The organism is Nioella nitratireducens (assembly GCF_001879715.1).
GTDB lineage: Bacteria > Pseudomonadota > Alphaproteobacteria > Rhodobacterales > Rhodobacteraceae > Nioella > Nioella nitratireducens.
Genome location: NZ_MNBW01000014.1, coordinates 14,313 through 40,214 on the forward strand (window position 1 = coordinate 14,313; position 25,902 = coordinate 40,214).

Annotated in this window: 23 protein-coding genes and 1 tRNA gene; 7 read left to right on the forward strand and 17 right to left on the reverse strand. The window is 64.9% G+C overall.

Annotated elements, in window-relative coordinates; genetic code table 11:
• Positions 1-5: 5 nt before the first annotated feature.
• Entirely contained in the window at positions 6-3,449 is a 3,444-nt protein-coding gene (mfd, locus tag BKY27_RS14345; protein WP_071675190.1) for a transcription-repair coupling factor, read from the forward strand.
• 157 nt (positions 3,450-3,606) lie between these two features.
• Here the strand turns inward: mfd and BKY27_RS14350 are convergent, their stop codons facing one another.
• Genes BKY27_RS14350 through BKY27_RS14365 form a run of 4 tightly spaced genes read right to left on the reverse strand, consistent with a single transcriptional unit; the run spans position 3,607 to position 7,500 of the window.
• Entirely contained in the window at positions 3,607-4,830 is a 1,224-nt protein-coding gene (locus BKY27_RS14350; RefSeq protein WP_071675191.1) for a multidrug effflux MFS transporter, read from the reverse strand.
• Positions 4,827-5,381 (reverse strand): methyltransferase family protein, encoded by a 555-nt coding sequence (locus BKY27_RS14355; RefSeq protein WP_071675192.1) that lies wholly within the window; start codon positions 5,379-5,381, stop codon positions 4,827-4,829. Before BKY27_RS14355 ends, BKY27_RS14350 begins: the two co-directional genes overlap by 4 nt.
• On the reverse strand, positions 5,378-6,022 hold the full coding sequence (locus BKY27_RS14360) for a DsbA family oxidoreductase (protein WP_071675193.1): 645 nt from the start codon (positions 6,020-6,022) through the stop codon (positions 5,378-5,380). Before BKY27_RS14360 ends, BKY27_RS14355 begins: the two co-directional genes overlap by 4 nt.
• Entirely contained in the window at positions 6,019-7,500 is a 1,482-nt protein-coding gene (locus BKY27_RS14365) for a class I adenylate-forming enzyme family protein (protein ID WP_233491849.1), read from the reverse strand. Before BKY27_RS14365 ends, BKY27_RS14360 begins: the two co-directional genes overlap by 4 nt.
• Before the next feature lie 64 nt (positions 7,501-7,564).
• Here BKY27_RS14365 and BKY27_RS14370 point away from each other — a divergent pair, with 64 nt between their 5' ends.
• A complete protein-coding gene (locus BKY27_RS14370) occupies positions 7,565-8,188 on the forward strand; it encodes a helix-turn-helix domain-containing protein (RefSeq protein WP_071675254.1) in 624 nt (207 codons plus the stop codon).
• Positions 8,189-8,194: 6 nt separating this feature from the next.
• On the opposite strand, the gene BKY27_RS14375 is transcribed toward BKY27_RS14370, so the two are convergent.
• The 3 genes from BKY27_RS14375 to BKY27_RS14385 all read right to left on the reverse strand — a co-directional run bounded on the left by BKY27_RS14375 (position 8,195) and on the right by BKY27_RS14385 (position 10,430).
• Positions 8,195-8,407 (reverse strand): hypothetical protein, encoded by a 213-nt coding sequence (locus BKY27_RS14375; RefSeq protein ID WP_071675195.1) that lies wholly within the window; start codon positions 8,405-8,407, stop codon positions 8,195-8,197.
• A gap of 87 nt (positions 8,408-8,494) precedes the next feature.
• Entirely contained in the window at positions 8,495-9,526 is a 1,032-nt protein-coding gene (locus BKY27_RS14380) for a patatin-like phospholipase family protein (protein WP_071675196.1), read from the reverse strand.
• Between the two features lie 118 nt (positions 9,527-9,644).
• A complete protein-coding gene (locus tag BKY27_RS14385) occupies positions 9,645-10,430 on the reverse strand; it encodes a 3-hydroxybutyrate dehydrogenase (RefSeq protein WP_071675197.1) in 786 nt (261 codons plus the stop codon).
• Between the two features lie 272 nt (positions 10,431-10,702).
• Here BKY27_RS14385 and BKY27_RS14390 point away from each other — a divergent pair, with 272 nt between their 5' ends.
• Positions 10,703-12,514 (forward strand): extracellular solute-binding protein, encoded by a 1,812-nt coding sequence (locus BKY27_RS14390; RefSeq protein WP_071675198.1) that lies wholly within the window; start codon positions 10,703-10,705, stop codon positions 12,512-12,514.
• Positions 12,515-12,585: 71 nt separating this feature from the next.
• Here BKY27_RS14390 and BKY27_RS14395 read toward each other — a convergent pair whose 3' ends face one another.
• Positions 12,586-14,790, reverse strand: coding sequence for a fused MFS/spermidine synthase (locus tag BKY27_RS14395; protein ID WP_071675199.1), 2,205 nt, complete (start codon positions 14,788-14,790; stop codon positions 12,586-12,588).
• Between the two features lie 185 nt (positions 14,791-14,975).
• Here BKY27_RS14395 and BKY27_RS14400 point away from each other — a divergent pair, with 185 nt between their 5' ends.
• The 4 genes from BKY27_RS14400 to BKY27_RS14415 all read left to right on the forward strand — a co-directional run bounded on the left by BKY27_RS14400 (position 14,976) and on the right by BKY27_RS14415 (position 17,636).
• The gene (locus tag BKY27_RS14400; protein WP_071675200.1) at positions 14,976-15,935 is read left to right on the forward strand and encodes a pirin family protein; all 960 of its coding nucleotides are present in this window, start codon (positions 14,976-14,978) and stop codon (positions 15,933-15,935) included.
• Between the two features lie 149 nt (positions 15,936-16,084).
• Complete coding sequence (locus BKY27_RS14405; RefSeq protein ID WP_324610010.1) at positions 16,085-17,017, forward strand: DMT family transporter; 933 nt, start codon at positions 16,085-16,087, stop codon at positions 17,015-17,017.
• Between the two features lie 157 nt (positions 17,018-17,174).
• Positions 17,175-17,251: transfer RNA gene (locus BKY27_RS14410), tRNA-Asp, on the forward strand.
• Positions 17,252-17,408: 157 nt separating this feature from the next.
• Positions 17,409-17,636 carry a hypothetical protein gene (locus BKY27_RS14415; RefSeq protein WP_071675202.1) on the forward strand — a complete coding sequence of 76 codons (228 nt, stop codon included), beginning with the start codon at positions 17,409-17,411 and terminating at the stop codon, positions 17,634-17,636.
• Positions 17,637-17,708: 72 nt separating this feature from the next.
• On the opposite strand, the gene BKY27_RS14420 is transcribed toward BKY27_RS14415, so the two are convergent.
• The 9 genes from BKY27_RS14420 to BKY27_RS14460 all read right to left on the reverse strand — a co-directional run bounded on the left by BKY27_RS14420 (position 17,709) and on the right by BKY27_RS14460 (position 25,854).
• Positions 17,709-18,326: a TetR/AcrR family transcriptional regulator gene (locus BKY27_RS14420; RefSeq protein WP_071675203.1), complete on the reverse strand. Its 618-nt coding sequence runs from the start codon at positions 18,324-18,326 to the stop codon at positions 17,709-17,711.
• Positions 18,319-19,206, reverse strand: coding sequence for a polyphosphate kinase 2 (ppk2, locus tag BKY27_RS14425; protein WP_071675204.1), 888 nt, complete (start codon positions 19,204-19,206; stop codon positions 18,319-18,321). The genes BKY27_RS14420 and ppk2 overlap by 8 nt, the downstream gene beginning before the upstream one ends.
• 55 nt (positions 19,207-19,261) lie before the next feature.
• Positions 19,262-20,212, reverse strand: a complete 951-nt coding sequence (locus BKY27_RS14430; RefSeq protein ID WP_071675205.1) for an alpha/beta fold hydrolase — start codon at positions 20,210-20,212, stop codon at positions 19,262-19,264.
• 6 nt (positions 20,213-20,218) lie between these two features.
• On the reverse strand, positions 20,219-21,172 hold the full coding sequence (locus tag BKY27_RS14435) for a homoserine O-succinyltransferase (protein WP_071675206.1): 954 nt from the start codon (positions 21,170-21,172) through the stop codon (positions 20,219-20,221).
• A 32-nt stretch (positions 21,173-21,204) separates the two neighbouring features.
• Positions 21,205-22,083: an ATPase gene (locus tag BKY27_RS14440; protein ID WP_071675207.1), complete on the reverse strand. Its 879-nt coding sequence runs from the start codon at positions 22,081-22,083 to the stop codon at positions 21,205-21,207.
• A complete protein-coding gene (locus BKY27_RS14445) occupies positions 22,067-23,047 on the reverse strand; it encodes a DMT family transporter (protein WP_084667983.1) in 981 nt (326 codons plus the stop codon). Before BKY27_RS14445 ends, BKY27_RS14440 begins: the two co-directional genes overlap by 17 nt.
• 110 nt (positions 23,048-23,157) lie before the next feature.
• On the reverse strand, positions 23,158-24,438 hold the full coding sequence (locus BKY27_RS14450) for a hypothetical protein (RefSeq protein WP_071675208.1): 1,281 nt from the start codon (positions 24,436-24,438) through the stop codon (positions 23,158-23,160).
• 149 nt (positions 24,439-24,587) lie between these two features.
• On the reverse strand, positions 24,588-25,484 hold the full coding sequence (locus BKY27_RS14455) for a DMT family transporter (RefSeq protein ID WP_071675209.1): 897 nt from the start codon (positions 25,482-25,484) through the stop codon (positions 24,588-24,590).
• An 88-nt stretch (positions 25,485-25,572) separates the two neighbouring features.
• Positions 25,573-25,854: a putative quinol monooxygenase gene (locus tag BKY27_RS14460; RefSeq protein ID WP_071675210.1), complete on the reverse strand. Its 282-nt coding sequence runs from the start codon at positions 25,852-25,854 to the stop codon at positions 25,573-25,575.
• Positions 25,855-25,902: the final 48 nt, after the last annotated feature.

Sequence of the window (25,902 nt, forward strand, 5' to 3'; positions counted from 1 at the left end):
CATTGATGAAACAGAAAACCCACCTACTGATGGGCGGGGTGCCCGAGGGATTCGACGCCACCCGCGTTCTGGCCGAGCTGGACCGCGACGTTGGTCCCGTGCTGCACATTGCGCGCGATGACAAACGCTTGGCCGCAATGGCCACGGCGTTGGCCTTTTTCGACCCGACGGTGCCGGTGCTGACCTTTCCCGGTTGGGACTGCCTGCCGTTCGACCGGGTGTCGCCCAATGCCGACATCTCGGCCACGCGCATGGCGACGCTGGCGGCGCTTGCCGCCGGGATCGAGGGGCGATTCATTTTGCTGACCACGCTCAACGCAGCGACCCAGTACGTGCCGCCGCGCGATCTGTTGCGCTCCTCGGCCTTCGTGGCCCGCGTGGGGTATCAGATCAATGAAGGCGAATTGCGCAACTTTTTGATTCGCATGGGATATTCACAATCCCCCACGGTTATGGAACCAGGCGATCATGCCATTCGCGGCGGCATCATCGACGTCTGGCCGCCGGGTGAAGAGATGCCCGTGCGGCTGGATTTGTTCGGCGACGTTCTGGACGGCGCGCGGCGGTTCGATCCGGCGACGCAGCGCACCACCGAGAAACTGACGCGGATCGAACTGGCGCCGGTATCCGAGGTCATTCTGGATGACGCCGCGATCACACGGTTCCGGCAGAATTACCGGATCGAATTCGGCGCGGGCGGCACCGATGATCCGCTGTACGAGGCGGTCAGTGCAGGGCGAAAGCATCAGGGGGTGGAACATTGGCTGCCCTTCTTCCACGAGCGGCTGGAAACCCTGTTCGACTACTTGCCGCAGGCCACGATCACGTTGGACGATCAAAGCATGCCGCAGCGGATTTCCCGCTGGGAAACCATTGAAGATCAATATGATACGCGTAAGACTGCAATGACGCAAAAGGGCCGGATGGACACGGTTTACAAGCCTTGTCCGCCGGGTCTGCTCTACCTCGACGAGGCCGCTTGGGATGGGGCTGTTTCGGGGCATCGGGTGGTGCAGTTTTCGCCTTTGCCGCAGGCGTCGGGGCCCGGCGTGGTGGATGCAGGCGGGCGGATCGGGCGCAGTTTCGCGCCGGAACGCCAACAGGAAAATATCAGCCTTTTCGAGGCTTTGGCCGATCATGTTCGTGCAGAACTGAACCAGCGTGCGGTGGTTATCGCCTCTTGGTCCGAGGGCGCACGCGAGCGGCTGAAGGGCCTGTTGGAAGATCAGGATCTGACACAGGTGTCGGAAATTTCCGACGGTCGTGTCGGGTTACAGAAAGGAAGCCTTAACCTTGCGGTCTGGCCGCTGGAGCAGGGCTTTACCGGCAATGGCCTGACGGTGATCTCGGAACAGGACGTGTTGGGCGACCGTCTGATCCGGCCCAAGCGCAAGACCAAGCGGGCCGAGAACTACCTGACCGAAGCCCAAAGCCTGTCCCCCGGCGATCTGGTGGTGCATGTCGATCACGGCGTGGGCCGCTACAAGGGGCTTGAGACGGTCACCGCCATGGGCGCGCCGCATGAGTGCATCGCGCTGGAATATGCGGGCGGCGACCGGTTGTTCCTGCCTGTGGAAAACATCGAACTGCTCAGCCGCTATGGCCATGAGGAAGGGCTGCTAGACAAGCTGGGCGGCGGCGCGTGGCAGGCGAAGAAGGCGAGGCTCAAGGAGCGTATCCGCCAGATCGCCGACAAGCTCATTCGCATCGCTGCCGAGCGCGAATTGCGGCGCGCGCCGGTTCTGGAACCGCCGGGCGACATGTGGGAGGCGTTCTGCGCGCGGTTTCCCTACGAGGAAACCGACGACCAGTTGTCGGCCATTGCCGATGTGATGGACGATCTCGAACGCGGGCGGCCGATGGATCGGCTGGTGGTGGGCGATGTGGGCTTTGGCAAGACCGAGGTCGCCATGCGCGCGGCCTTTGTTGCGGCGGCCAGCGGGCAACAGGTGGCTGTGATCGCGCCGACCACGCTGCTGGCACGTCAGCACGCCCAGACCTTTGCCGAGCGGTTTCGGGGATTTCCAATATCTGTCAGGCAGTTGTCCCGCTTCGTTCCGGCAAAACAGGCCAGCGACACCCGCAAGGGCCTGTCTGACGGCAGCGTCGATATCTGCATCGGCACCCATGCGTTGTTGGCAAAAAACATCCGGTTTCACAACCTTGGCCTGCTGGTGATCGACGAGGAACAGCGCTTTGGTGTCAGCCACAAGGAACGGCTGAAGGAAATGCGCAGCGATGTGCATGTGCTGACGCTGTCGGCCACGCCGATTCCGCGCACGCTGCAAATGTCCTTGTCGGGGGTGCGTGATCTGTCGATGATCGGCACGCCGCCGGTCGACCGGTTGGCCATTCGCACCTATGTGTCGGAATTCGACGCGGTGACGATCCGCGAGGCGTTGCTGCGGGAACATTATCGGGGCGGGCAGAGTTTTTACGTTGTGCCGCGCATCGAACATCTGCCGGAAATCGAAGCCTTCCTGCGCGAACAAGTGCCGGAAGTGACCTTCGTCATCGCCCATGGCCAGATGGCGGCAGGCGAGTTGGATGACCGGATGAACGCCTTTTACGACGGAAAATACGATGTTCTGCTGGCCACCACGATCATTGAATCCGGCATCGACATTCCGACAGCGAACACCATGGTGATTCACCGGGCCGATATGTATGGGCTGGCGCAGCTTTACCAGATTCGGGGCCGCGTGGGCCGGGCCAAGACCCGTGCCTATGCTTATCTGACCACCAAACCGCGTTTGAAACTGACACCGGCGGCGGAAAAGCGGCTGCGGGTTCTGGGCAGTCTCGACAGCCTTGGGGCCGGGTTCACCATTGCGTCTCAGGATCTCGATATTCGCGGCGCGGGCAACATCGTCGGCGAGGAACAGTCGGGCCATGTGCGCGAGGTGGGGTTCGAGCTGTATCAATCCATGCTGGAAGAGGCGATTTCCAAGATACGCTCGGGGCAGATGGAGGGGTTGAGCGACGACGACGGCCAATGGGCGCCGCAGATCAACCTTGGCGTGCCGGTCCTGATTCCGGCCGATTACGTGCCCGATCTGGATGTGCGGCTGGGGCTGTATCGGCGGCTGAGCCAGTTGACCACCAAGGTCGAGCTGGAAGGGTTTGCCGCCGAGTTGATCGACCGGTTCGGCAAGTTGCCCAAGGAGGTCAACACGCTGCTTCTGGTCGTGCGCATCAAGGCGATGTGCAAGCGGGCGGGGATTGCAAAGCTGGATGGCGGGCCCAAGGGGGCGACGATCCAGTTCCACAACGACAAGTTCGCCAATCCCGCGGGGCTGGTAGAGTTCGTGCAGGCACAGAACGGCCTGGCCAAGGTGCGCGATACCAAGATCGTGGTGCGCCGCGATTGGGCCAAGGACAGCGACAAGATCAAGGGCGCCTTCGCGATTGCCCGCGATCTGGCCGAAAAGGTGAAGGCGGCAAGATAGGGATCGGCGCATGCCGGGATCGCCGCCGTTGGCGTCGACCCGGGGGCGGTCCGCCTCCCCCCCCCCTTGAAGGGGGGGCTCGCCGGACCGCTTGGGGCCAGCCCCAAACCCCGGAGTATTTTTACAAAGAAGAAGGCAGGGGTGCGGTCCTCGGGGGCTATTTGCCTTCCCGCGGGAGTCGGGTTGCGATGGCAAAGCCAATCGCCGCGCAGACCAGCACCGACAGCACAAGCGGCACCGGCGTGCCGTTGTAGAACTGGCCGATGATGGCCCCCAGGACCGCGCCGCCAAGCGTCGCCACCGCCCCCATCACCGATGCCGTCATGCCCGCAAGGTGGCCCATCGGTTCCAGCGCCAGCGCGTTGAGGTTGCCGATCGTGAAGCCGGTGGCGGCGAATTGCCCGGCGGTCCAGATCAGGAAGACCCAGAACATCGCCGGGGCGTCGCTGCCGAGGCTGAGGAAGATCACGCCCGCCGTGGCCGAGACCGCAAGCTGGGCCAGCAGCGCGGTGCGGATCAGTGGGCGCATCCCCAGCCTGACGACCAGGCTGGCGTTGACCAGCGGCGGCAAGGCCGAGCACACGGCGATGCCTGCGAACCAGAGGGGAAAGCCTTGGCCCCGGCCATAGGTCAGGTCGAAGACCTGTTGCACCGAGCTGATGGTGCCGAAGAGCACGCCGAAGATCAGGATCTGGGTGATGGTCGACAGGAAGACCTGCGGGTGGCGCAGCACCTCTTTCAGACCGGCCCAGAGGCTGGCCACCTGCATCGGGCGGCGGCGCGCGGCAGGCAGGGTTTCGGACTGGCGCAGGCCGAGCCAGCCGATGGAGATGGCCGAGAACAGCACGAAGGCGAGGAAGATCGCGCGCCAGCCGAAGAGGTGGATGATGCCCGCGCCGATCAGTGGCGCGATGGCGGGGAAGATCATGAAGACCAGCATGGCGAAGGAGACGATCCGCGCCATCTGGCGGCCGGAATAGAGATCGCGCACCATCGCCATCGAGGCGATGCGCGGCCCGGCTGCGCCCAGACCTTGCAGCACGCGGGCAGCGAGGATCAGCTCCAATGACGGGGCGAGATAGGCCAGCAGCGCCCCGGTGACATAGAGCGTCGCGCCGCCGAAGATGATGGTGCGCCGTCCGAACGCATCGGACAGCGGCCCGGTGAAGAGGGTGCCGACGCCCATGCCGACCACGAACGAGGTCAGCACAAGCTGCGCAAGGTTTGGGGCGTCCGGTGTCAGCGCGCCTGCGATCTGGGGCAGGGCGGGCAGCATCGAGTCGATGGAAAAGGCGATGGTGGCGAACATCATGCCCATCAGCGCGATGAATTCGCCCTGGCTCAGGCGGCGGTCTGCGGGGGCGGTGGAAACATGGGTCATGGGCGGCTCGGAATCGGCAAGAGAAAGGGGATATGCGCGGAAATGGCGGCAAACCGGGCAGGGTGGCGCGCTGCGAGCGCGCGATCCTCGACCCGGGCGGCGTATAGCAGGGCGATGGTGGCGGCAAGGCCGATGGCAAGCGCAGGGCCGGTGGCTATGATCAGGACGAGGCCCCAGAGGCTGACGATCTGGCCCAGGTATTGCGGATGCCGGCTCAGGCCATAGGGGCCGCTGATGACCACCCCGAAATCCCAACCGCTGGTGGCCTTGAGGCCGAGCGCGGCGGTGGCCCATCCATGCAGCACGCTGCCCAGAACGGCGAGGGGCAGGCCGAGACCAAGGCGGACCGCGTCGGGCAGAAGGGGCGGGCCGATCCAAATGCGCAGCAGTCCGACATAGATCAGCGCCGTCAGGCCCCAGGCCCAGATCGCGGTGAGGAGGTTGCCCTGGCGCGGCGGCCACGGGCCATGGCCCGGCTGACGGTCGGACATGGCCAGTATTCCCACCCACAGGGCCGGGGCCCCGAGGCCGAGGATCAGGCCAAGGGTCACTCGGCCTCTCGCAGCTTGGCAGTGACGTCGTCGATCACCTGCGCCCACAGCTCGGGCGGTTGCGCGCCGGTCAGGACGTGCTGGTTGGCGAGGATGAAGGTCGGCACACCGGTCACGCCACGCTCGCGGGCATGGGCGTCGCGGGCGCGAATGTCGTCGGTGTCGGATGTGCCCTTGAGCAGCTCCGCCGTCATCGCGGCATCAAGCCCGACCTCTCCGGCGATGGTGGCCAGCGTTTCGGGGTCGCCGATGTCGCGGCCATCGACGAAATACGCCTTGAAGAGCGCCGAGACCATTGGTGTCTGGCGCTGCTCGATCCCGGCCCAGTGGATCAACCGATGCGCGTCGAGCGTGTTGGGCGTCCTTTGGATGCCCTCGAAATTGATCTTGAGGCCCGCCTGTTCGGCGTGCTCCACCACGGGGGCATAGGCCTGCACCGCGCCCTCCTTGCCGCCGAACTTGGCCTCGAGATAGGCGCGGCGATCCATGCCCTCGGCGGGCATGTCGGGGTTCAATTGGAAGGGGTGCCATTCGATCAGGAAGGGGTGATCGCCCGCCGCGGCGAGGGCGCGGTCGAGATAGGATTTGCCGATATAGCACCACGGGCAGATCGGGTCGGAGAGGATGTCGAGCTTGATCATGAGGCGGTCCTTATGATGTCAGGCAGCGCCTTGCGGTTCAGCTTGCCGTTCGCGCCACGAGGCAGCGCGTCGATCCGGGCATAAAGCCTTGGCTGCTTGTACCGCGCAAGGCAGGTTTCTGCGTGCTCACGCAGGGTTGTCTCTGCAACATCGCTGGAATGGGCGAGGGCGATGACATGGGTGTCCCGCCTGACCTCGACCGAGACGGCGGCGCAATCGCCCACCAGTGCCGCGAAGGCGCGTTCGATTTCCTGCGGCGACACCCGAAAGCCGCCCGCGTTCAGCATGTCGTCCGAGCGGCCATGATAGACCAGCGATCCATCGGCTTGTGCGTGAACCATGTCGCCGGTCACGAACCACTCGCCCCGCAGGGGCAGGGCAAAGCCGGTTTTGGTCAGGTAGCCCAGCATCAGCCCCGGATCGTTGCGCTGGATGGCGAGCGCGCCGGTCTCGGCCACTGGCACCGGTTGGCCTGCGTCATCAAGGATGGCGATGCGTCGGCCCGGTTGCGGGAAGCCGAGCGTGTGGTGCGGGGCGGGGCGGGCAGGACTGCCGGAGATGAAGGTAGAGCATTCGGACATGCCAAGCGCCTCGTGAATGGGGGTTCCGGTCGCCTGCTGCCAATGCTCGCGCAGAGGTTCGGGCAGTTTTTCCCCGGCAGACAGGCCGTGGCGCAGGTGCGGCATTGCCGGAAGGGCGGTGCGCAGAATCTGGCGGTAGACGCCAGGAGCGGCGGCAAAGATCGACGCGTCATGGCGTTTGAGCAGGAGCGGCAAGGTCTTGGGATCGAGCCCGTCTGCGGGGATGAGCGCAGTCGCCCCGACCGACCATGGATCGAGCAGGCCGGTGCCGAGGGTGAAGGTCCAGTTGAAGGCGCCTGCGTGTAGCAGCCGGTCGGCAGAGGTCAGGCCATACCAGCCCTGATGCATCATCCGCCGCGCCCAGATCGCCCGGTGGGCATGGGCCACGGCGCGGGGGTGGCCCGAGGTGCCGGAGGTAAAGACAAGATAGGCCAGGTCGTCGGGGTCGCCCATACGGTATGGGGCGGGCGGGTGATCGGCCAGCGTGTCGAAATCGGTCAGAACCGGGCAGGGGGCCGGATCGGGCAGGGCAATGCCATCATGGGCAAGGATCAGCCGGGGCGCGATCTGTGGTATCAGGCGGCTGATTTCCGGCGTGGTCAGTTGGGCCGAGGTCGGTACCGGCACCAGCCCCACGGCAATCGCGGCCAGATACGCCACCGGGAAATCGGGGGTGTTGCCAAGCCTGAGCAGCACCCGGTCGCCGGGCTGCCCCCCTTGCGCCAGAAGGCCCGAGGCAGTAGCGCGCACGCGGGCCTCAAGGCGGGCATAGCTCCACCGGTCGGACCGGGTGGGCGACAGCACCGCCAGCGCGATCTTGTCGGGGTGGCGCGCGGCCCCGGCCAGCACATGGGCGGCGAGGTTGAACGGCGTGGGGCAGGGGCGATCGGCGGGCATGGCCATGGGGTAGGGCCTGCGCCGAACGCTTGCAAGACCCCCCGCCCGCCGTTACATGCTGTCCATGGATTTCTCTGACGAGCCAAGCCTGATCCGCCTCGCCCGCGAGAGTGGCAATCAAGACCGTCCCCGTCCGGTCGATCTGGCCATTCGTGTGCGCGAGTTGCGCAAACAGCGCGACTGGACGCTGGAACAGGCCGCGCAAAAGGCCGGGCTGGCCCGGTCGACCCTGTCCAAGATCGAGAACGGGCAAATGTCGCCCACCTATGATGCCCTGAAGAAACTGGCCGACGGGCTGGATATCTCGGTGCCGCAGCTGTTCACGCCGACCAGCAACCCCAAGGTCAACGGGCGTCTCGCGGTGACCAAGACGGGCGATGGCGAACCGCATCCGACCGCCACCTACGAGCATGAGATGCTGGCGCCGCAACTGACGCAAAAAGCGATGCTGCCCTACCGGGCCCGCATTCGCGCGCGCAGTTTTGACGAGTTCGATGGCTGGGTACGCCACGCGGGCGAGGAATTTCTTTACGTTTTGACCGGGGAAATCCAGTTGATCACCGAATTCTATGCCCCCGTCGATATGCGCCGGGGCGACAGCGCCTATTACGACGCCACGATGGGCCATAACGTGATTTCGACCAGCCCCGAGGATGCGACGATCCTGTGGGTCACCTGTCTGGCGTGATCGGGTTCAGGCCGTGTTTCGGTCGACATGTCGGGCCAGACCGTTCAGCCAATGGGCGATTTCTTCCTGCGCTTCGCGCAAGGTAAGATCGTGCGCCCGCGCCAAATTCTGCGCGAAGAGGCCGATATCCGGCGGAAGCGGATCGGTCATCAGCCGAAACCTGTCGCGTACCAGATGATGCGCCGTCTCTCCCTGTGCGAGCAGTTTTTCCCATGTCATGAATAAATCCTCCTCCCTGATTTATTTTGGTAGCACAGGGAAACCGATTTTTCGACGATTTATTGCGGACGCGCGCGAGCGCTCGGGTCAGGAGAACATGGCGACAAGATCGGCGCTGCTTTCACGGCCGAGCTTGTCGCCGTGGTCGTCGAGGAAATCCTTGCAGCTTTGCGCTCCGGCCTCGTAAAGCTGGTGCAGCACCTGCGGCACCGGCACGACCTTGGTGGCGACGGACAACTGCTGCATCAGATCGTCGTCTGAAATCATGTGGACCAGCACGTTTTTCATGCTGCCCGGTTCCAGCTGTCCCTCGCTCAGAAGCCGCTGGACAAAGGAAATCGCCCGCAGATCGCGCAGCAGCGACGCGTTGAAGCTGATCTCGTTGACGCGGTTCTGGATCTCGCGCGCGGTGTTGGGCACGTCTTCGCGGTGCAGCGGGTTGATGTTCACGATCACCACATCGTCGGGCAGGGACCGGTCATAAAGCGGGAACAGCGCGGGGTTGCCGGTATAGCCGCCGTCCCAATAGGCCTCGGCGCGGCCGGTCTTGGGGTCGTCGATCTCGACCGCCTGAAACAGTGTCGGCAGGCAGGCCGAGGCGAGGATCGCCTTGACGCTGATGTCATCGCGGCCAAAGACCCGGACCTTGCCGGTGCGCACGTTGGTGGCGCAGATGAAGAAGGCCGGGCCATCGGCGCAACAGATGTTTTCGAACTGGAATTCTTCAAGCACCGGTTTCAGCGGATTGGCGTAGAACGACCCGAATATATAGGGGCTGACCATGCGGTTGATCGCGTCGGACATGGCGAAGGGCAGCGAGCGTTCGATCATGTGGCTGATGGCATGGGGCGAGACAGCGCCAAGCCAGGCCGAGAACCGGTCATCCGTGATCGCGCCCATCCGTTCCCAGAGCCATGCGAGGTTTTCGCGGGCCAGCTCGCGGCTGCCGCGGCTGAGCCCCGATTTGAGCGCCGCCCCGTTCAGGGCCCCGGCGGAGGTGCCGGAAATGCCCGCGATCTCGATCTCGGGGTGTTGCAGCAGGTGGTCGAGCACGCCCCAAGTGTAGGCCCCGTGGGCGCCGCCGCCTTGCAGCGCGATGTTGATGCGGGTGGGCGTCATGGTCGACCGATCCTTTTGTGCCCGTGCGGCGGATGCCTCCGGCGGGGGGGAATTGAGCAAAGGAGAAGGGCAGGGCGCGCGTTAACGTCAACGGCGGGTGAACGCGGCCCCGGTCCTGTTACATTGCGGTCCAGCCGCCATCGACGCTGATGGTGGTGCCGGTGATCTGTGTGGCGGCGTCGGAACACAGGAAGACGGTGGTGCCACCGATCTGCTCGACCGTGGCAAACTCGCGCGAGGGTTGGCGGTCCAGCATCACTTCGCGCACCACTGTGTCGCGGTCCATGTCATGGGCTTTCATCTGGTCGGGGATCTGCGCCTCGACCAGCGGGGTCAGAACGTAGCCCGGACAGATCGCGTTGGCGGTGATGTCTTCCTCGGCGGTTTCCAGCGCAGTGGTCTTGGTCAGGCCGACGATGCCGTGCTTGGCGGCGATATAGGCCGATTTGAAGGGGCTGGCGGTCAGGCCATGCGCCGAGGCGATGTTGACGATCCGGCCCCAGCCGGCGGCACGCATTTTCGGCAGCGCGGCGGCGGTGGTGTGGAAGCTGGACGACAGGTTGATGGCGATGATTGCATCCCACTTCTCGACCGGGAACTTGTCGATCGCCTCGACATACTGGATGCCCGCGTTGTTCACGAGAATGTCGCAGGCCCCGGCCTGTTCGATCAGCGCGCGGCATTCTTCGCCCTTGGACATGTCGGCCTTGATATAGCGCGCCTCTACCCCGTGTTCCTTGGCAATCTCGGCGGCCAGCGCGTGATCTTCCTCGCGGTCGGTAAAGGAATTGAGCACCACGTTGGCCCCGGCGCGGGCCATTTCATGGGCGATTCCGAGGCCGATGCCGGAGGTCGATCCAGTGATGACGGCGGTCTTGCCTTCGAGCGAGGTGATGATGGGCATGGGGGGCCTCCTGCAGCATTGCTATCGAAATCAAGGTAATGCTGCACGTGCACGATAAACAGGGGATAGCCTGCCGCAGCCCAAAAAAAACGCCGGCACAAGGCCGGCGTTCAGTTATTGAGGCAGGTTTCATACAGGCAAGAAACCTATCGAGCAGTAACAATGTTATAAGCAATTCAGCGCTCTGAGTCCAACCGAAAAGTTTGAAACCCGGGCGGGCAGGGTTTAGCCTTGCTGACAAGGATACAAGGGATTCAGAGGATTGTGCACAGATGGGCAGGAATTGTTTCAGGCAGGCGTTGGCGGCTTTCGGGGTGCTGGCGATTCTCTCGGGCGGGGCGGTGGCAGAGCCTTCATATGGTATTGCGATGTACGGCGCGCCCGCCTTGCCCCCAGATTTTGCGCATCTGCCCTATGCCAATCCGGACGCGCCGACAGGCGGGCGGATCGTCACCGGAGAGGTCGGCAGCTTTGACAGCCTGAACCCCCATATCCGGCAGGGCAGCACCCCTTGGCAGTTGCGGTTCCTGGCCTATGAAAGCCTGATGGGGCGGAGTTGGGATGAGCCGTTCACGTTGTATGGGCTGCTCGCCGAATCGGTCGAGGTGGGCGACGGCGGGGCCTGGGTCGAGTTTCACCTGCGCCCCGAGGCGCGTTTCTCGGATGGCAGCCCGGTCACGGTCGAGGATGTGATCTGGTCCTACGAGACCTTGGGGACCGAGGGCCACCCGCGCTACCTCAACGCGTGGAACCGGGTCGAATCGATCACGGCCGTGGGCGACGATGGCGTGCGCATCACTTTTTCCGAACCGGACCGCGAACTGGCGCTGATCATGGGGCTACGCCCGATCCTGAAGGCCGGCCAGTGGCAGGATCACGACTTTACCGAAAGCGGGCTGGACGTGATCCCGATTTCCAGCGCGCCCTACGTGATCGACGATTTCGACGCTGGGCGGTTCGTTTCGCTGCGGCGCAACCCCGATTACTGGGGCCGCGATCTGCCGTTCCGGCGCGGGACCAACAATATCGACGAGATCCGGCTGGAATTCTTCGGCGATGGCACCGCCATGTGGGAAGCCTTCGTGGCGGGCGAGATCACCACGCTGCGCGAGACCAACGCCAACGACTGGGCCACCCAATACGATTTCCCGCGCGTGCAGTCGGGCGAGGTGGTGCTGTCGGAAATCCCGCATCAGCGGCCGACGGGCATGTTCGGCTTCGTCATGAACAGCCGCTCGCCGCAGTTCGCCGACTGGCGGGTGCGCGAGGCGATGATTCAGGCCTTCAACTATGAATTCATCAACCAGACCCAGAATGGCGGGCTGGCGCCGCGAATCACTTCGTATTTCTCGAACTCGATCCTTGGGATGAGCCACGATCCTGCCGCGGGCCGGGTGCGCGAGTTGTTGGCCCCCTTTGCAGAGGATCTGTTGCCCGGCACGCTGGAAGGCTACAGCTTTCCGGTGTCGGATGGGCGCGAGGCGAACCGGGCGGGCATTCGCGCGGCGATGGGGCTGATGGAAGAGGCGGGCTACACCGTGCAGGACGGGGTGATGACGGGGCCGGATGGCGCGCCCTTCACCTTCGACATCGTGTTGCAACAGGGCTCGGCCGAGAACCAGGCAATCATCAACATCTATACCGAGGCCCTGGCGCGGCTGGGAATCACGCCCATGGTCACGACCATCGACAGCGCGCAGTATCGGGAGCGGACAGATGCGTTCGATTTCGACATGACCTATTTCGAGCGCGGCGTGTCGCTGAGCCCGGGCAATGAGCAGTATCTCTACTGGGGCTGCGACATGGCCGAGACGCCGGGCAGCCGCAACCTGATGGGGGTCTGCAATCCGGCGATCGAGGAGATGATCCACGTGATGCTGAATTCCGAGAGCCAGGATGATTATCGCGCGGCGGTGCATGCGCTGGACCGGGTGCTGACGGCGGGGCGTTATGTGATCCCGGTCTGGTATTCGCCGATCAGCCGGATCGCCCATGACCGGGCGTTGCACTACCCCGAGACGCTGCCGATCTATGGCGACTGGCTGGGGTTCCAGCCCGATGTCTGGTGGTACGAAGAAGACTGAGCGGCCCCGCCGCCTGCGGATAGCGCGCCCAGGTTGATCGGGCTTGGCCCCCGCTTCGGCGGGGCGGGCGTTTACCGGTGCAGGATGGCCAGCGGATTGGCGTAGTCATCGGTCCAGAGCGGCCCCAGATCGGGGCTGAGCGCTTGCCAGGGGGGGGCGGTGCCAAGGGCGGTATCCAGGGTGGCCGCGTCTTCGGCCATGATCACGACGAGGGACGGCGTGTCGCCGGGGGCGAGCGCCCGGTGCTGGCCGTAGGTCTGTATCCGGGCGGCAAGGCCAAGCGCACCGGCGGCGCGGCCAAGCGGGCGGTCGATGGCATAATAGCGGTTCGAGATGTGAAACAGCAGCAGCCCGCCGGGGGCAAGCCGGTCGCGGTAGAGCTGCAATGCCTCGACCGTCGTCAGGTGCACGGGCACGGCGTCAGAGGAATAGGCATCGATCACAAGGATATCGAAACGCGCGTCGGTCTGGGCGTCCAGCACCACCCGCGCATCGCCCAGATGTGTGGGCGCGTCCGGCGCGCAGGTGCTGAGGAAGGTAAAGAGCGACGGGTCGCGCGCGATGCGGTCGACCATGGCGTCAATCTCGTAGAACTGCCAGTCTTGACCCGGTCGGCGATAGCAGGCGAGCGAGCCGACCCCGAGACCGACGATGCCGACCGAGCGCGCGCGCCGGCCGTAGGGCGCCGTCAGAACCTGCGCCATCGGCCCATCAGGGTAGTAGTAGTACAGAGGGGTCGGGCGTTGGCCGGGGCCGAAATCCGACAGGCGTTGCGCCCCGTGGACAGTGGTGCCGTTGGCATACAGGCGCAGCCCGTCTTCCTCGGCCACCCGGTGGGTGCCGAAAAAGCTGCGGTCGCGGAAAAGGGTCGGCCCCTTGGCAATATGCGCCCCGGCCAGCACCACGATGCCGGTAACGATCATGGCCGACAATGCGCTGCGCCGGGCGAGGATCAGCGCGACAAGGAAGAGTGCGGCGGTGGCGGCCAGCATCACGGAAAGCGGCAGCAGGCCCGGACGTTGGGCGGCGAGAATCACCGGCGAGAGCGCGAAAAGACCGAGAATCATGCCCTTGAAGCCGTCCTTGGGCTGCGGGGGCCTGCCGGTCACGAAGACGAGCCCCGCCGCGAGGATGACGGCCAGCCGCCCTTCGACAAGATCGTTGAACAGAGCCGGGGCCAACACGGAATTGACCAGCCCGCCTAGCGCGCCGCCGACCGACAGGGTGATATAGAACAGGGTCAGATGCTCGGCCCCCGGACGGGTGTCGTAAAGCATCTGGTGCGCCTTGAGCGCCACGCAGAAGAACCCCGCCACAAGCGCGGCCATCATCGGCAGGGTCAGGGTGGTCAGCGGCAGGTCCGACAGGATCAGGCCGAGGGTAAAGACCCCCGCGATCAGCAGCCCCCCTTGCACGGCGCGCGGAAAGCGCGGGCGGCGCGAAAAGGTCAGCACGAAGCTGAGCAGGTAGAGCGCCAAGGGCCCCACCCAGACCAGCGGCACCGCGCCGACATCGGTCGAAATCTTGGTGGTCACCGACAGCATCAGAGACGACGGCAGGAACGCGAGGCCGAGCCAGAGCGCGATCCGGCCCGGTGGGGGCAGGGCGGTGCGGCGCGGCATGGCGCGGGCGGGTGGCCCACGCCCTGCGATCAGGCCAGTGGCCAGCAGGCCCGCGCCGAGCAGGGTGAATCCGGCAGCCCAGCCAATGCCGATGGCGTGGGCTCCGAAAAGAGGCGCGGCCACCAGCGGGAAGGCGAGCAGCGCAAGGAGCGACCCGAGATTGGAAGCGCCATAAAGGAAATAGGGGTCTGCCGCACGCGGGCCACTGGCGCGGGCATACCAGCTTTGGATCAAGGGGGCGTTGGCCGAGAGGACGGCGAAGGGCAGCCCCACGCCGCGCGCGAACAGGCCAAGGGTTTGCAGTACGGTCGCGCCTTCGGGGTCATAACGCCAGAGCGGCGGGATCGACAGGGGTAGCATCAGCAGCGCCGCCGCCCAGAGCGCCATGTGCAGGCCGACCTGCGCGCGGACCGGCAGGAAGCGGGTAGACAGGTGGGCATAAAGATAGCCCGCGATCAGCACGCTTTGAAAGAACAGCATCGCCGTGGTCCAGACCGCCGCCGCACCGCCAATCTGCGGCAGCACGATGCGGGTAAAGAGCGGCTGCACGAAAAAGAGCAGCCCCGCCGACAGAAAAATGGTCACGGTGAAGAGGACCGCCACCCATCGGGGGGCCGTGCCACGCGGGGCCTGTGCAATGCTGATCATGGCCATGGGGCATCCTGTCTTGCGCCGCCTTTGTGGCACGCCAAGCGTTAAGAAACTGTGGTTGATCCGCGGCGATTGCCGGGCAGGGCAGGAAGATATGTGCATTCACGCGCGATGCCTGTGATCTGGGCGGCGTTTATGTGCGCGTATGGGTGGTTATGTTGCGGTTACCATCACACAGGAGACAGGCCATGAGCTGGAACCCCGCCATCGCCCCGCAATGCCCGACCGGCGACGCCGTTGACGCCATCGACACGCTGATCATTCCCCGTGCCCGCGACCTTGGCGGGTTCGAAGTGCGCCGCGCGCTGCCCGCCCCAAAGCGGCAGATGGTGGGGCCGTTCATCTTCTTCGACCAGATGGGCCCGGCCGAATTGCTGCCGACCAAGGGGCTGGATGTGCGCCCGCATCCGCATATCGGGCTGGCGACGATTTCCTACCTGCATCGCGGGCGTATGCATCACCGCGACAGTCTGGGCACCGATGCCTGGATCGAGCCGGGCGAAGTCAACCTGATGATCGCGGGGCGCGGGATCACCCATTCCGAACGCACCGACGATGCCACGCAGACCTTGCCGATGCCGTTTTTCGGCCTGCAAACATGGATCGCCCTGCCCGAAGAGCTGGAGGACAGTGCCCCCGATTTCCGCCATGCCGGGGCGGCGGCGCTGCCGCTGCTCAAGGCCGAGGGCAAGGAGGTGCGGCTGATCCTTGGGCAAGCTTATGGCGAAACCGCGCCGGTGCCTGTGCCGTCCGAGATGTTCTACGCCGACGCGGTGTTGCAGGCCGGGGCCGTGCTGCCCCTGCCTGACAATCACGAGGATCGGGCGGTCTATGTCACCGATGGGGCGCTGGAGATGGCGGGCGAGACCTATGGCGCGGGCCAGATGCTGGTGTTCCGGCCCGGCGACCACCTGAGCGTGACGGCGGGCCCGGCCGGGGCCCGGCTGGTGTTGCTGGGCGGTGCCACGCTGAGTGGGCCGCGCCATATCTGGTGGAATTTCGTGGCCTCCAGCCGCGAGCGGATCGACGCGGCCAAGGAGGCATGGCGCAAGGCCGATTGGGCCTCGGGGCCGTTCCACCTGCCGCCGCACGACGATGCCGAGTTCATTCCCCTGCCGGGGCAGCCGAACGGTTCCGGACGGGGGTGACAAGACAGGCTTCCCCACTCGGGCATTCCGCGCTAGGGATTTGGGGTCCGGGTCGGCCTCGTGTGGCCTTCGGTCCCCCTTTCGCAGGAATTTTCCCGATGTCCGGCCCGCCGAGACCAACAGAGGAGACGCCCCCGCGCGCGATTGGATTGATCGTGCTGGGAATGGTCTTCATCACCGTGAACGACTCGCTGATCAAGGCGCTTGGCGGCGACTATCCCTTGCACCAGATGGTTTTTATTCGCTCGGCAATCGGGATCTGCTTTTCGCTGGTGATCCTGCAATTCGAGGGCGGGTTCGGTGCATTGCGCACGGCCACGCCGGGGCTGCACCTGTTGCGGGGGCTGTTGGTGGTGATCTCGAACATGCTCTATTTCGCGGCGCTTGCAGTGATGCCGCTGGCCGATGCGGTGGCGACGTTCTTCGTCGCACCGCTGATCATCACGGTGTTTTCCGTGGTGCTGCTGGGGGAAAGGGTCGGGCTGCACCGCGTCGGCGCCATCGTGGTGGGGTTTCTCGGGGTGCTGGTCATGACCCGGCCCGGCACCGGCGGCGACGCTGTGGCGCGTGGCACAATCCTGCTGCCGATCCTCGCGGCCACGGCCTATGCCGGGATGCAGGTGATGACCCGCAAGCTGGGGGTCTACTCCAAGGCCTCGGCGCTGGCCGTCTATATTCAGGCGGTGTTTTTATGCGTGAGCGTCGGTTTCTTCCTGGTGGCGGGCGACGGGCGCTATGCCGAAGGGGTGGAGTCCGACAGCCTTGTCTTTCTGTTGCGCGCATGGGTCTGGCCCGCGCCCGAGGACTGGCCGCTGTTCATCGCGCTCGGAGTGGTGTCGGGGGCGGTCGGGTACCTGCTGTCGGCCTCTTACAAGATGGGCAATGCCGCCACCGTATCCTCGTTTGAATATACCGCGCTGCCGATGGCGATCCTGTCGGGCTGGCTGGTGTTCGGCGAGGTGCCGGACCTGTGGGTCTTGGCGGGCACGACCCTGATCGCGGGTGCGGGCATTCATGTTTTCATGCGCGAACGCCGCCGTCGCTCGCCGGTGGCGCCGCGCCGTCCGCTCAGGCGGGTATAGGCCTGCGCGTGGGGCGCTTTCCGGGGCGGTCGAAGCGCCGTCGGAAAAAAACGCGAGCAGGGACATTTATGGTCGAAACCCCGCTTGACGGGGGGCGAGAGGGGGCCTAGAACGCCCCTCACGCCACGGGGGCCACGCCCCTGCGGCTACGCAGCGGGCGGTTGTAGCTCAGTTGGTTAGAGTGCCGGCCTGTCACGCCGGAGGTCGCGGGTTCGAGCCCCGTCAACCGCGCCACTTTCCCCTCGATGAACATCGGTTTTCAAGGCCCGCGGGCCCGCCCCTGCGCGGGGTGCGGCGTTCTGGCCTGTCACAAGCCTGTGAAGCCCTCTTCACCGGGCCTGTCGGCGTCCCACATCGGCAGCACCGGACAATCGAGAGGGAGTTCCTTGCCATGAAATCAACCATCCTTTCCGCTGTTCTTCTGCTTGCCGCAGCCCCTTTGGCGTCTGCGGCCACGATAGCCGGGGCACCGGATGCCGGTGCGCCGACCAAGCTGGCGGCGGCGGGAGAGACGGTCGAGACCGGGGTCAAGCCGCTGGTCGAGACCGGAGCGTCGGCCCGGATGCTGGTGGACGATTCCGCCACCGGCGACCTGCTGCCGTCGTCGAGCAAGAAGTAACCCTGACGCACACGCGCGGAAGAGCGGGCCGTCCCTTTGCGGGGGCGGCCTTTTTGCTTGTTGCTTGCCGGGTCACTCGTCCGGGGCGATCAGCCCAAGGCCGCGCAGGTAGATGCCGATCCCGGCCTCAAGCAGATCCTCGGGCGGGAAGGGCGCGTTGCCACCGGGTTTGCCGCGCGCGAACAGCTCCACCACGCCGTGGCTCATCGCCCAGATATGGGCCGAGAACATGCTGGCGGGCGGGCGCTTTTCCGGCGGGATATGGTCGGACAGAACCTCTGCCGCATGTTCCAGGACCTGCCGCGATTTTGCAGATGCCGCAGCAAGGCCGGGGGTGGCATTGGCGGGAATGCCGCTTTCGAACATCGCCATGTAATGGCCGGGATATTTGCGGGCAAAGGCCAGATAGGCGCGGCCCGTCGCCTCGAAGGCGGCCAAGGCTGAGGGGCCGCCGGTCTTGAACGCATAGTCCATCACGTCGGCGAAAATCTCGTGCCCCTGCCGCGCGCCTTCGGCGATCAACGCCTCGCGCCCCTCGAAATGGCGGTAGACGGCAGCGGGCGTGACCCCGGCCAGCTTGGCCGCTTCGGAGAGGGTAAAGCCGGTCGGCCCCTTTTCCTCGATCAGGCGCAACGCGGCATCGACAAGGGCTTGCCTGAGATTGCCGTGATGATAGCCGCGTTTAGCCATGGTTGGCGTTGTCCGTCCACATGTCCGGCCCGCCGCAGATGCGCGGGTCGGGCGTTCCTACCAGATCGTGGTTCTTGGCGTCATAGTCCAGACCCGACAGGATCTGGCGGATCACCGCGATGCGCGCGCGGCGCTTGTCATCGGCGCGGATCACCGTCCATGGCGCGGCAAAGCTGTGGCCGATCGACAGGGTTTCCCCGATGGCATCGGAATAGGCGTCCCATTTCTTGAGCCCTTCCACGTCGATGGTCGAAAGTTTCCATTGCTTGAGGGGGTCGCCCTCGCGGTCGAGGAAGCGGCGCAATTGTTCCGCCCGCCCGACATTGAGCCAGAGCTTCACCAGATGAATGCCATCCTCGACCAGCATATGCTCGAACTCGGGCAGTTGCCGGAAAAAGCAATTGCGCTGTTCGGGGGTGCAAAAGCCAAAGACATGCTCGACCACGCCCCGGTTATACCAGCTGCGGTCAAAGAGCTTGATCTCACCACCTGCGGGCAGATGCTGGATATAGCGCTGAAAATACCATTGCCGGGCCTCGTGGTCGGTCGGAGTCGAGAGCGCCACGACCGAGGCGGCGCGGGGGTTGAGGTTTTCCCGCACCCGCTTGATCGAGCCGCCTTTGCCCGCCGCATCGCGGCCTTCGAAGACCACGGCCACCCGCTGTCCGGTCTGGCGCACCCATGACAGGCATTTGACCAGTTCGATCTGCAACGCCTCCAGCGTGTCCTTGTAGTCGTCCTTGTCCATGCGATGGCGATAGGGATAGGAGGGGTCGAGCACGCTGTCTTTCTTGGCGGATTTGATCGCCTTGCGGACAGGCTCTGGCGCCTCGTCCTCGAAAAACCGGGTGATCGCACCGTCGAAGGGCAGGTCGCTCATACAGGGCCTCGTCTTTTCTTGGTCTGCTCGACTCCACTATGGGGCGCGGGCTGGATCAGCGCAATCCGGCGCGGCCTGCTGCGCGGTCGATCGCGGCGATGACCGCGTCAGGGTCGGTGTGATGCGGCATGTGGCTGGAACCGGGCAGGGTGGTCAGAACCGCGCCGGGGATCGTGTCGGCCAGCGGCACCGAGTGAATGTCATGGCTGACGGTGCGGTCGGCCTCGGCATGGAGGATCTCGGTCGGCACGGCGATCTCGGGGTAATGCGGCACCAGTTCCTCGACCCAGCCCAACAGGTGGCGGCGTTGCAGCGCGTTGGCGCGCATCGCGGCGCGGCGCAGGGTCAGGCGCGGGCCGATATGGTCGGCATAGCCGTCCGGCGCATCCGCGGGGGCAAAAACGCTGTCGATCTGCTGCCCGATCCGTGCATCCGTGACGAAAGCGGTGAGCAGCGGGATCACCAGCCACCGGCCCAATCGGCTGGACAGCACGGAATAGTACGTGCCAAGCCCGGTGTCCCACGGGTGCGACACGCCCGAGACCGTGACAAGGGCCGACAGGCGGTCAGGGTGGTAGACGGCCCATGCCAGCGCCACCGCTCCGCCAAGGCTTTGACCCAGAACGATGGGGTGTTCGGCCCCAAGCTGGCGCGCGGCCTCGACAAGGATATCGGCCTGCGCCCGCAACGGGGTGCCGTCCGGGGACAGCGGTTGCGAATAGCCCAGACCGGGCCGGTCGAGGGCGATCACGCGATAATCGGTGGCCAGCCGGTCGGCGAGGTGAAAGGTGAAATCGCGCAAGTTTCCGGACGAGCCGTGGATCAGCACCAGATCGGGGCCTTCGCCGGTGACATAGGCGTGCACGTCGACCCCGTTCACGGTCAGGATGCGGCCAATCGGGGGATACTCGGCCTCGGCCCGCGCCTCGTTCCGGGCGGCGCGCCACTGGGTCCAGAGCGTCAGCGCCACGACCGCCAGGGCAAGGAAAAACAGCAGACGGAGCATCGCGGCTCAGCCCCTCAGGTCGGTGCGGTCAAAGCCGATGCGGCCCATGTCGTAAGGCGTGGTCTGGTAGATCTCGGAGATCCAGTTGCCGTAGAGAAGATGCGCATGGCTGCGCCAGCGGTTCTGCGGTTTCCTGGACGGGTCATCGTCGGGGAAATAGTTGACCGGCATCTGGATTTCGGCACCCGCGATCTGCACGTTGTCCAGATCGCGGCGGTATTCCTCGTTCAGGGTGCCGCTGTCATATTCGAGATGGTTGAAGATATAGAGGGCGCGATGCGCAGGGTCTTCCACCAGCGCCGGGCCGACCTCGGTCGAGTCCAGCAGGATCGGCAGGCCGGCGGCCTCGATCTCGTCGCGGCGCATTTCCGTCCAACGGCTGACGGGCATCACCAGATCGTCGGAATAGCCCCGCAGGAAGGGGCTTTCGGGGTGCAGGTTGGCGTGCCGGTAGCAGCCGAACAACTTGCGACCCAGAACGTGTTTCGTGACGCCGTGAAAATGGTTGATCATCGCCATCCCGCCCCAGCAGACGCCGAAGGTGGAATGCACGTTGGTCTGGGTCCATTCGAAGATGCGCGACAGCTCGTCCCAGTAGGTGACATCGGAAAATTCCAGATGTTCGATAGGCGCGCCGGTGATGATCAGCCCGTCGAATTTCTCGCCCGTCTCCGCGACCTCGCTGAATGGGCGATAGAATTCTTCCATATGCGCGGGCGCAGCGTTTCGGGCCTGATGTTCGCTCATGCGGATGAGACTTAGCTCGATTTGCAACGGTGTCGCGCCGATCAGCCGGGCGAACTGGTTTTCGGTCTGGATTTTCTTGGGCATCAGGTTGAGCAGCCCGATGCGCAGGGGCCGGATATCCTGCCGCGCTGCCATGTCCTCTGGCATGACCATCACGCCCTCTTTCGAGAGAACGTCATAGGCAGGCAGGGTGGAGGGCAGCTTGATCGGCATATCCGGGGTCCCAAATGGTTGAAATTGAGGAATTAGGCGCTTTCCCGACGCCCCTCAAGGGCCGCTGCGACAAGCGCGATCACGTCCTTTGCATCGCGCACCGTGGCCACATCCTCGGCCTTGACAGTGACGCCCCAGTTGCGGGCCATCGCGGCATAGAGCGGCACCCGGTGCCGGATCGCGCGGGCATAGGCGAAGCGGATGAAATCGTCGGGCACCACGTCGGTGGCGGCAACCCCGCGCTCTCGTTTGAAGTCGTCCCAGAGCTGGCGCATGATGCGCGGCTGGTAATACATCGGCTTGGGCGCGCGGTCGAAGCGGCGGATCAGGTTCTCGGTGTGATCCTCGCTGCCCTCGATCCACACCATCAGGGTCTGGGTGTTCAGCGTCTTCAGCACCTCGTCGCGCGGATCGTCGGGGGTCACCACCTCGCAGATCGAGCCACCGGTGTCGCAGACGAAATTGGAATAACCATAAAGGTCATGCGCGCGGGTGATGAATTGCGGCGTGTCCAGCAGCGCGTTGATTTCGGCGCGGCGGTGCAGATCCTGCCGACGCATGTATTCGGCAAAGCTGAGCCCGCCCAGGTCGGGGTTGCCGGGCTTGCCCAGATAGGTCGAGAGCGGCGCCAGATTGTCAAAGGTGATGTTCGAGCCGATATAGATCGAGTCCGACAGCAGCAGCTTTGCCAGAAACGGCACCTGCATGGCCTGCCGCTTCAGGTTGTCGGCAATATGCTCGCCCATATAGGCGGTGCCGATGCGGTAGTCGACAGAGTAGTGAAACCAACTGCCCTCGTCGCGCAGCAGGTTGGCGAGATGGGTTTTTCCCAGCCCGGACATGCCGAAAAACGTCAGGCGCTTGTCCTGCGCGGCGGTCAGTGCCCGTGCGTTTTCATAGAGGAGGCTCATGGGGCCGCTCGTCCTTCCCTTGCGACAGCCCGTGAGGGATAGCGCGCGGCGCGGGCCGGGTCCACACCGAAAGGGCGCGAAACAGTCGGCCGTCGAGGATCAGCAAGCCAAGTGCCAGCAGGGCAAAGCCAAGGAACGCGGTGGGGGCCAGCCGTTCGCCAAGAACCAGAGCGCCAAGGCCGATGGCCACCGGCGGGATCGTCAGCGTCACCAGCATCGCGTTGGCGCTGCCCGCCGCCTGCACGATCCGGTAGTAAAGCAGATAGGCCAGCGCCGTGCCGATCACCGCGAAATAACCGATGGCGGCATAGGTCTGCGGCAGGTGGGGCAGGGAGGGCGTGCCCTCCAGCCACAGGGCGAGCGGCAGCATGATCAGGGTCGAGCCGGTCAGCATCCCGGCAGCCGCCACCTGCGGCGGCAAGTGCGACAGCTTTGCCCGCGCCCACGCGGCGGCACAGGCGTAGGACAGCGTCCCCGTCAGCACCGCCAATTGCGCCAGCGAACGGATGTCGAATTGCTGCAACGCATCCAGCCCGATCGCCACCGCCACGCCGACAAAGGCCACGGACACGCCCGCCACACGGCGCAGCGTCATACGTTCATCCGCGAAACAGGCGGCGGCGACCGGAACCGCAAAGACGGCAGTCGCGGCATTGAAGATCGAGGTCAGACCGGTTTCGATATGCAACTGCCCCCACGCCATCAGAGAAAACGGGATGACATTGTTCAACAGCCCCATGATCAGGAACGCCCCCCAGACCTTGGGCGCACGCGGCAGGGGCAGACGGCGCAGGGCGACATAAACCCAGAGGATCAGCATCGCCCACCCGACCCGGTGCGCGACAAGGGTGAATACCCCAACCTCGTCCAGCGCCACCCGGATCGACAGAAAGGACGCGCCCCAGATGAGGCCAAGCAGGGCGATGTCGCCCCATGCGCGGGAAGAAATGGTTTTGCCGGTCATGCCTGCCCTTTAGCCCGCGCGCGGGTCTGGGCGCGACCCGGAACCTGCGCAAAGAAAACGCCCCGGGGCCGGGTGGCCGCGGGGCGTTTGCCGTTAGCGATGGCGCTTGCTCAGAACGTGAACTGCGCCTGGAACCCGACCCCAACGGCGGAGTTGCCGGTGAAGTTTGCGGCGGCAACGCCCCCCACTTCCGGCAGGGCATCGCCGAGCCACGAGTAGTTGATCCCACCCGACAGGTTCATGTTGCCTTCGGTGTATCGCATCCCGAGCGTCACCCCGAACATCCCGTTGGTCGGCCCCAGCGGCGACACCAGCGGGTCGCCTTCGGGTTCGTAGATCAGCGTCAGCGACCCGGACAGCGCATCGCTGAAGCGACGACCGACGCCGAGCGTGTAGCGTTCGCTGTCATCAAGGTTCACGAGGTCGGAACCAAGCAGCAAAGGCACCACGTCCACGGACGAGAATTCGGTCCAGCGGTAGCTGGCGGTCAGCAAGGTGTCTTCGGCAATCCCGGTCTGGAAGTCGATGTTCAGCGAGCGCGGGGTCACGTAATTGACGGTTCCCGCTTGGGTCAGGCCGAACATGTTTTCCGTGGTGCTGGCGCTGTGGTCCGTCTCGAAACGGTAGGTGACGGCCAGACGCAGGGCGATATCGGGAATCTCGTAGGCGCCCCCGATCAGGTAGGTCGGCTGCGCGTCATCCTGCATGTTGAAGCGATACCCGCCATTGGTGGCAAAATTGGTCGCCTGCGTCCCGACGCCCCCGGCGAGCGCCGCGAAGGTGCCCGCGCCATAGGCCGTGTCAATGGCCGCCTGCGCCGTTGCATTGCCCGCGACAGCGGCGCCAAGGGTCGCAGAACTCAGTTGCGTGGCCCCTGCGGGCAGACCTGCGTTGAACGTCCGGGCCACGGCCGAGGTCGCGATGGCATTGCGATAGGCGATACCGTTCAGGGCAACGTCAGCCTGCACGGTTTCGACACCGATCCCGCCGAAGACAGAGAAGCCGCCGCCAACCTCGTACCGGCCCACGAAGGTGGCTGCCGTGCTGCTGAGGTCGGCCATGGTGCCGCCGAGTGTGCTGGTCAGCGGGCTGTTGCCATATGTGATATTGGCGCCATAGGGCTGGTCAAGGATCACCGCGTAGCTGAACGCGTCGTTGATCCGGTTGGTGTAGCTGAACCCAAATTGAGTATAGGTATCGCCCACGTCATAGCTGTTGCCGAGCGCGTCGGTGCCGCTCACCGACGGCATGACAACGCCGAACGACAGGCTGGTTGCCCCGTCATCGGCGAAGATGGCGCTGGTGCTCTGCCCCGAGCGGTCAAGACCACCGGCCTGTACGATGGCGGTCGAGGCCAACAGGGCGCTTGCGGCCAAAGCGAACTTGTTCATTATATTGTCCCTCCATGCAGCCCGATGGCTGTCTCCTAGGCAATATTTTGCCGAGGCGGTGGAACGCGTCAAATGTTCCCTTGCGTAAGCGACCAGAAGGCAGCGCTTAGCCAAAAAGACAGGCGCAAACTGTGACGGATATGCGACAGTCAGCGCGCCGCAACGGGGCGGCGGTCGGAAATGACATTCACGTAATTGGCTCCGAAAATCAGCGCGGCGCCAATAAAGACCGACAGGCTGAGCGGCTCGCCATAGACCAGCATGCCCACCATCGCGATCACCGGCAGGCGCCCGAAGTCGATCGGCAGCACGACGGTGGCCGGGGCCAGCGTCATCGCCGTGGTGATGCAGTAATGCGCCGCCAACCCGCCAAGGCCGATCACCATGATCCACGGCAAGGTTTCCATCCGGGGCAGCGCCATGTCGCCATCGTATCCTGCGCAGATCAGCCCGAAAACCAGTTGCATCGTGGTCAGGTAAAACAGGATGCAGGTGACGCTGGCAGTGCGGGTCAGTTGCTTGGTGAAAATCCCGGTCAGCGCGAAACAGATCGCCGCGCCCGCCGCCGTGAACGTGCCAAGGGACACTGGCGTCACGCCGGGTTGCGCCACGATCAGGATGCCGAGGAATCCGCAGAGCACCACGCCAAGCTTGCGCAGGGTGAAGCGTTCTCCAAGCAGGAAGGGCGCCAGCAGGATCACCCAGAGCGGGTTGGTGAATTCCAGCGCAAAGACCTGCGCCAGCGGGATCAGCGTCAGCGAATACAGCCACAGGTTCTGACCGGTGAAATGGGCAATGTTTCGCACCAAATGGCGGGAAAATCCGCGCGTCGTGACCTCACCCAGCTTGCCGCGCAGGAGCGCGATGATAACCACGATCACCACGCCGATGATCGACCGATAGGTCATCATCTCGAAGGTATCGAGATCCGATGCCAGTTCGCGCCCCGCGACGGCCATGCCGGAAAACGAGACAATGGCGCCGATCATCCAGACGGCGGCCTTGCCGTTCTGCGACGGCTCGATGGTGACGGTGGACCTGGTCATGGGGCGGACGTCCTGCAAGAGCGGCGGCCCTTGCGGGGGCCATGCCCCAGACCTGCCAGCAAGTCGCGGGATTGGCAAGCGGTCCCGGTCAGCCCGGCATCCCGGTCACGGTGTAGTTGCGCGGAACGCCTGCGCTGATCCGGCCCCAATCCGAGGCGGCGGCGCGTGCCTGATGGGCACGAAAGGCATCTGGGTCGGCAAATTCCTCGGCCACCAGGAACCGGCCCGGCGCGGCGGGATCTTCCGACACCTCGAACGACAGGCAGCCCGGTTCGGCCCGTGTGGCGCGGATATGGTCGGGCAAGGCGGCACGGATTGCCGCCAGCCGGTCGGCGGGCACGTCGATCTGGCCGGTTAGGGTGACGGTCATGGGCGGCTCCTGTCCTATCGCTGGCCCGAGGTAGCACCGATGTGGGCC

Coding starts and splice junctions, on each gene's coding strand:
- mfd (WP_071675190.1), top strand. CDS start 6: ATGAAACAGAAAACCCACCTACTGATGGGCGGGGTGCCCGAGGGATTC.
- BKY27_RS14350 (WP_071675191.1), bottom strand. CDS start 4,830: ATGACCCATGTTTCCACCGCCCCCGCAGACCGCCGCCTGAGCCAGGGC.
- BKY27_RS14360 (WP_071675193.1), bottom strand. CDS start 6,022: ATGATCAAGCTCGACATCCTCTCCGACCCGATCTGCCCGTGGTGCTAT.
- BKY27_RS14365 (WP_233491849.1), bottom strand. CDS start 7,500: ATGCCCGCCGATCGCCCCTGCCCCACGCCGTTCAACCTCGCCGCCCAT.
- BKY27_RS14370 (WP_071675254.1), top strand. CDS start 7,565: ATGGATTTCTCTGACGAGCCAAGCCTGATCCGCCTCGCCCGCGAGAGT.
- BKY27_RS14375 (WP_071675195.1), bottom strand. CDS start 8,407: ATGACATGGGAAAAACTGCTCGCACAGGGAGAGACGGCGCATCATCTG.
- BKY27_RS14380 (WP_071675196.1), bottom strand. CDS start 9,526: ATGACGCCCACCCGCATCAACATCGCGCTGCAAGGCGGCGGCGCCCAC.
- BKY27_RS14385 (WP_071675197.1), bottom strand. CDS start 10,430: ATGCCCATCATCACCTCGCTCGAAGGCAAGACCGCCGTCATCACTGGA.
- BKY27_RS14390 (WP_071675198.1), top strand. CDS start 10,703: ATGGGCAGGAATTGTTTCAGGCAGGCGTTGGCGGCTTTCGGGGTGCTG.
- BKY27_RS14395 (WP_071675199.1), bottom strand. CDS start 14,790: ATGGCCATGATCAGCATTGCACAGGCCCCGCGTGGCACGGCCCCCCGA.
- BKY27_RS14400 (WP_071675200.1), top strand. CDS start 14,976: ATGAGCTGGAACCCCGCCATCGCCCCGCAATGCCCGACCGGCGACGCC.
- BKY27_RS14415 (WP_071675202.1), top strand. CDS start 17,409: ATGAAATCAACCATCCTTTCCGCTGTTCTTCTGCTTGCCGCAGCCCCT.
- BKY27_RS14420 (WP_071675203.1), bottom strand. CDS start 18,326: ATGGCTAAACGCGGCTATCATCACGGCAATCTCAGGCAAGCCCTTGTC.
- ppk2 (WP_071675204.1), bottom strand. CDS start 19,206: ATGAGCGACCTGCCCTTCGACGGTGCGATCACCCGGTTTTTCGAGGAC.
- BKY27_RS14430 (WP_071675205.1), bottom strand. CDS start 20,212: ATGCTCCGTCTGCTGTTTTTCCTTGCCCTGGCGGTCGTGGCGCTGACG.
- BKY27_RS14435 (WP_071675206.1), bottom strand. CDS start 21,172: ATGCCGATCAAGCTGCCCTCCACCCTGCCTGCCTATGACGTTCTCTCG.
- BKY27_RS14440 (WP_071675207.1), bottom strand. CDS start 22,083: ATGAGCCTCCTCTATGAAAACGCACGGGCACTGACCGCCGCGCAGGAC.
- BKY27_RS14445 (WP_084667983.1), bottom strand. CDS start 23,047: ATGACCGGCAAAACCATTTCTTCCCGCGCATGGGGCGACATCGCCCTG.
- BKY27_RS14450 (WP_071675208.1), bottom strand. CDS start 24,438: ATGAACAAGTTCGCTTTGGCCGCAAGCGCCCTGTTGGCCTCGACCGCC.
- BKY27_RS14455 (WP_071675209.1), bottom strand. CDS start 25,484: ATGACCAGGTCCACCGTCACCATCGAGCCGTCGCAGAACGGCAAGGCC.
- BKY27_RS14460 (WP_071675210.1), bottom strand. CDS start 25,854: ATGACCGTCACCCTAACCGGCCAGATCGACGTGCCCGCCGACCGGCTG.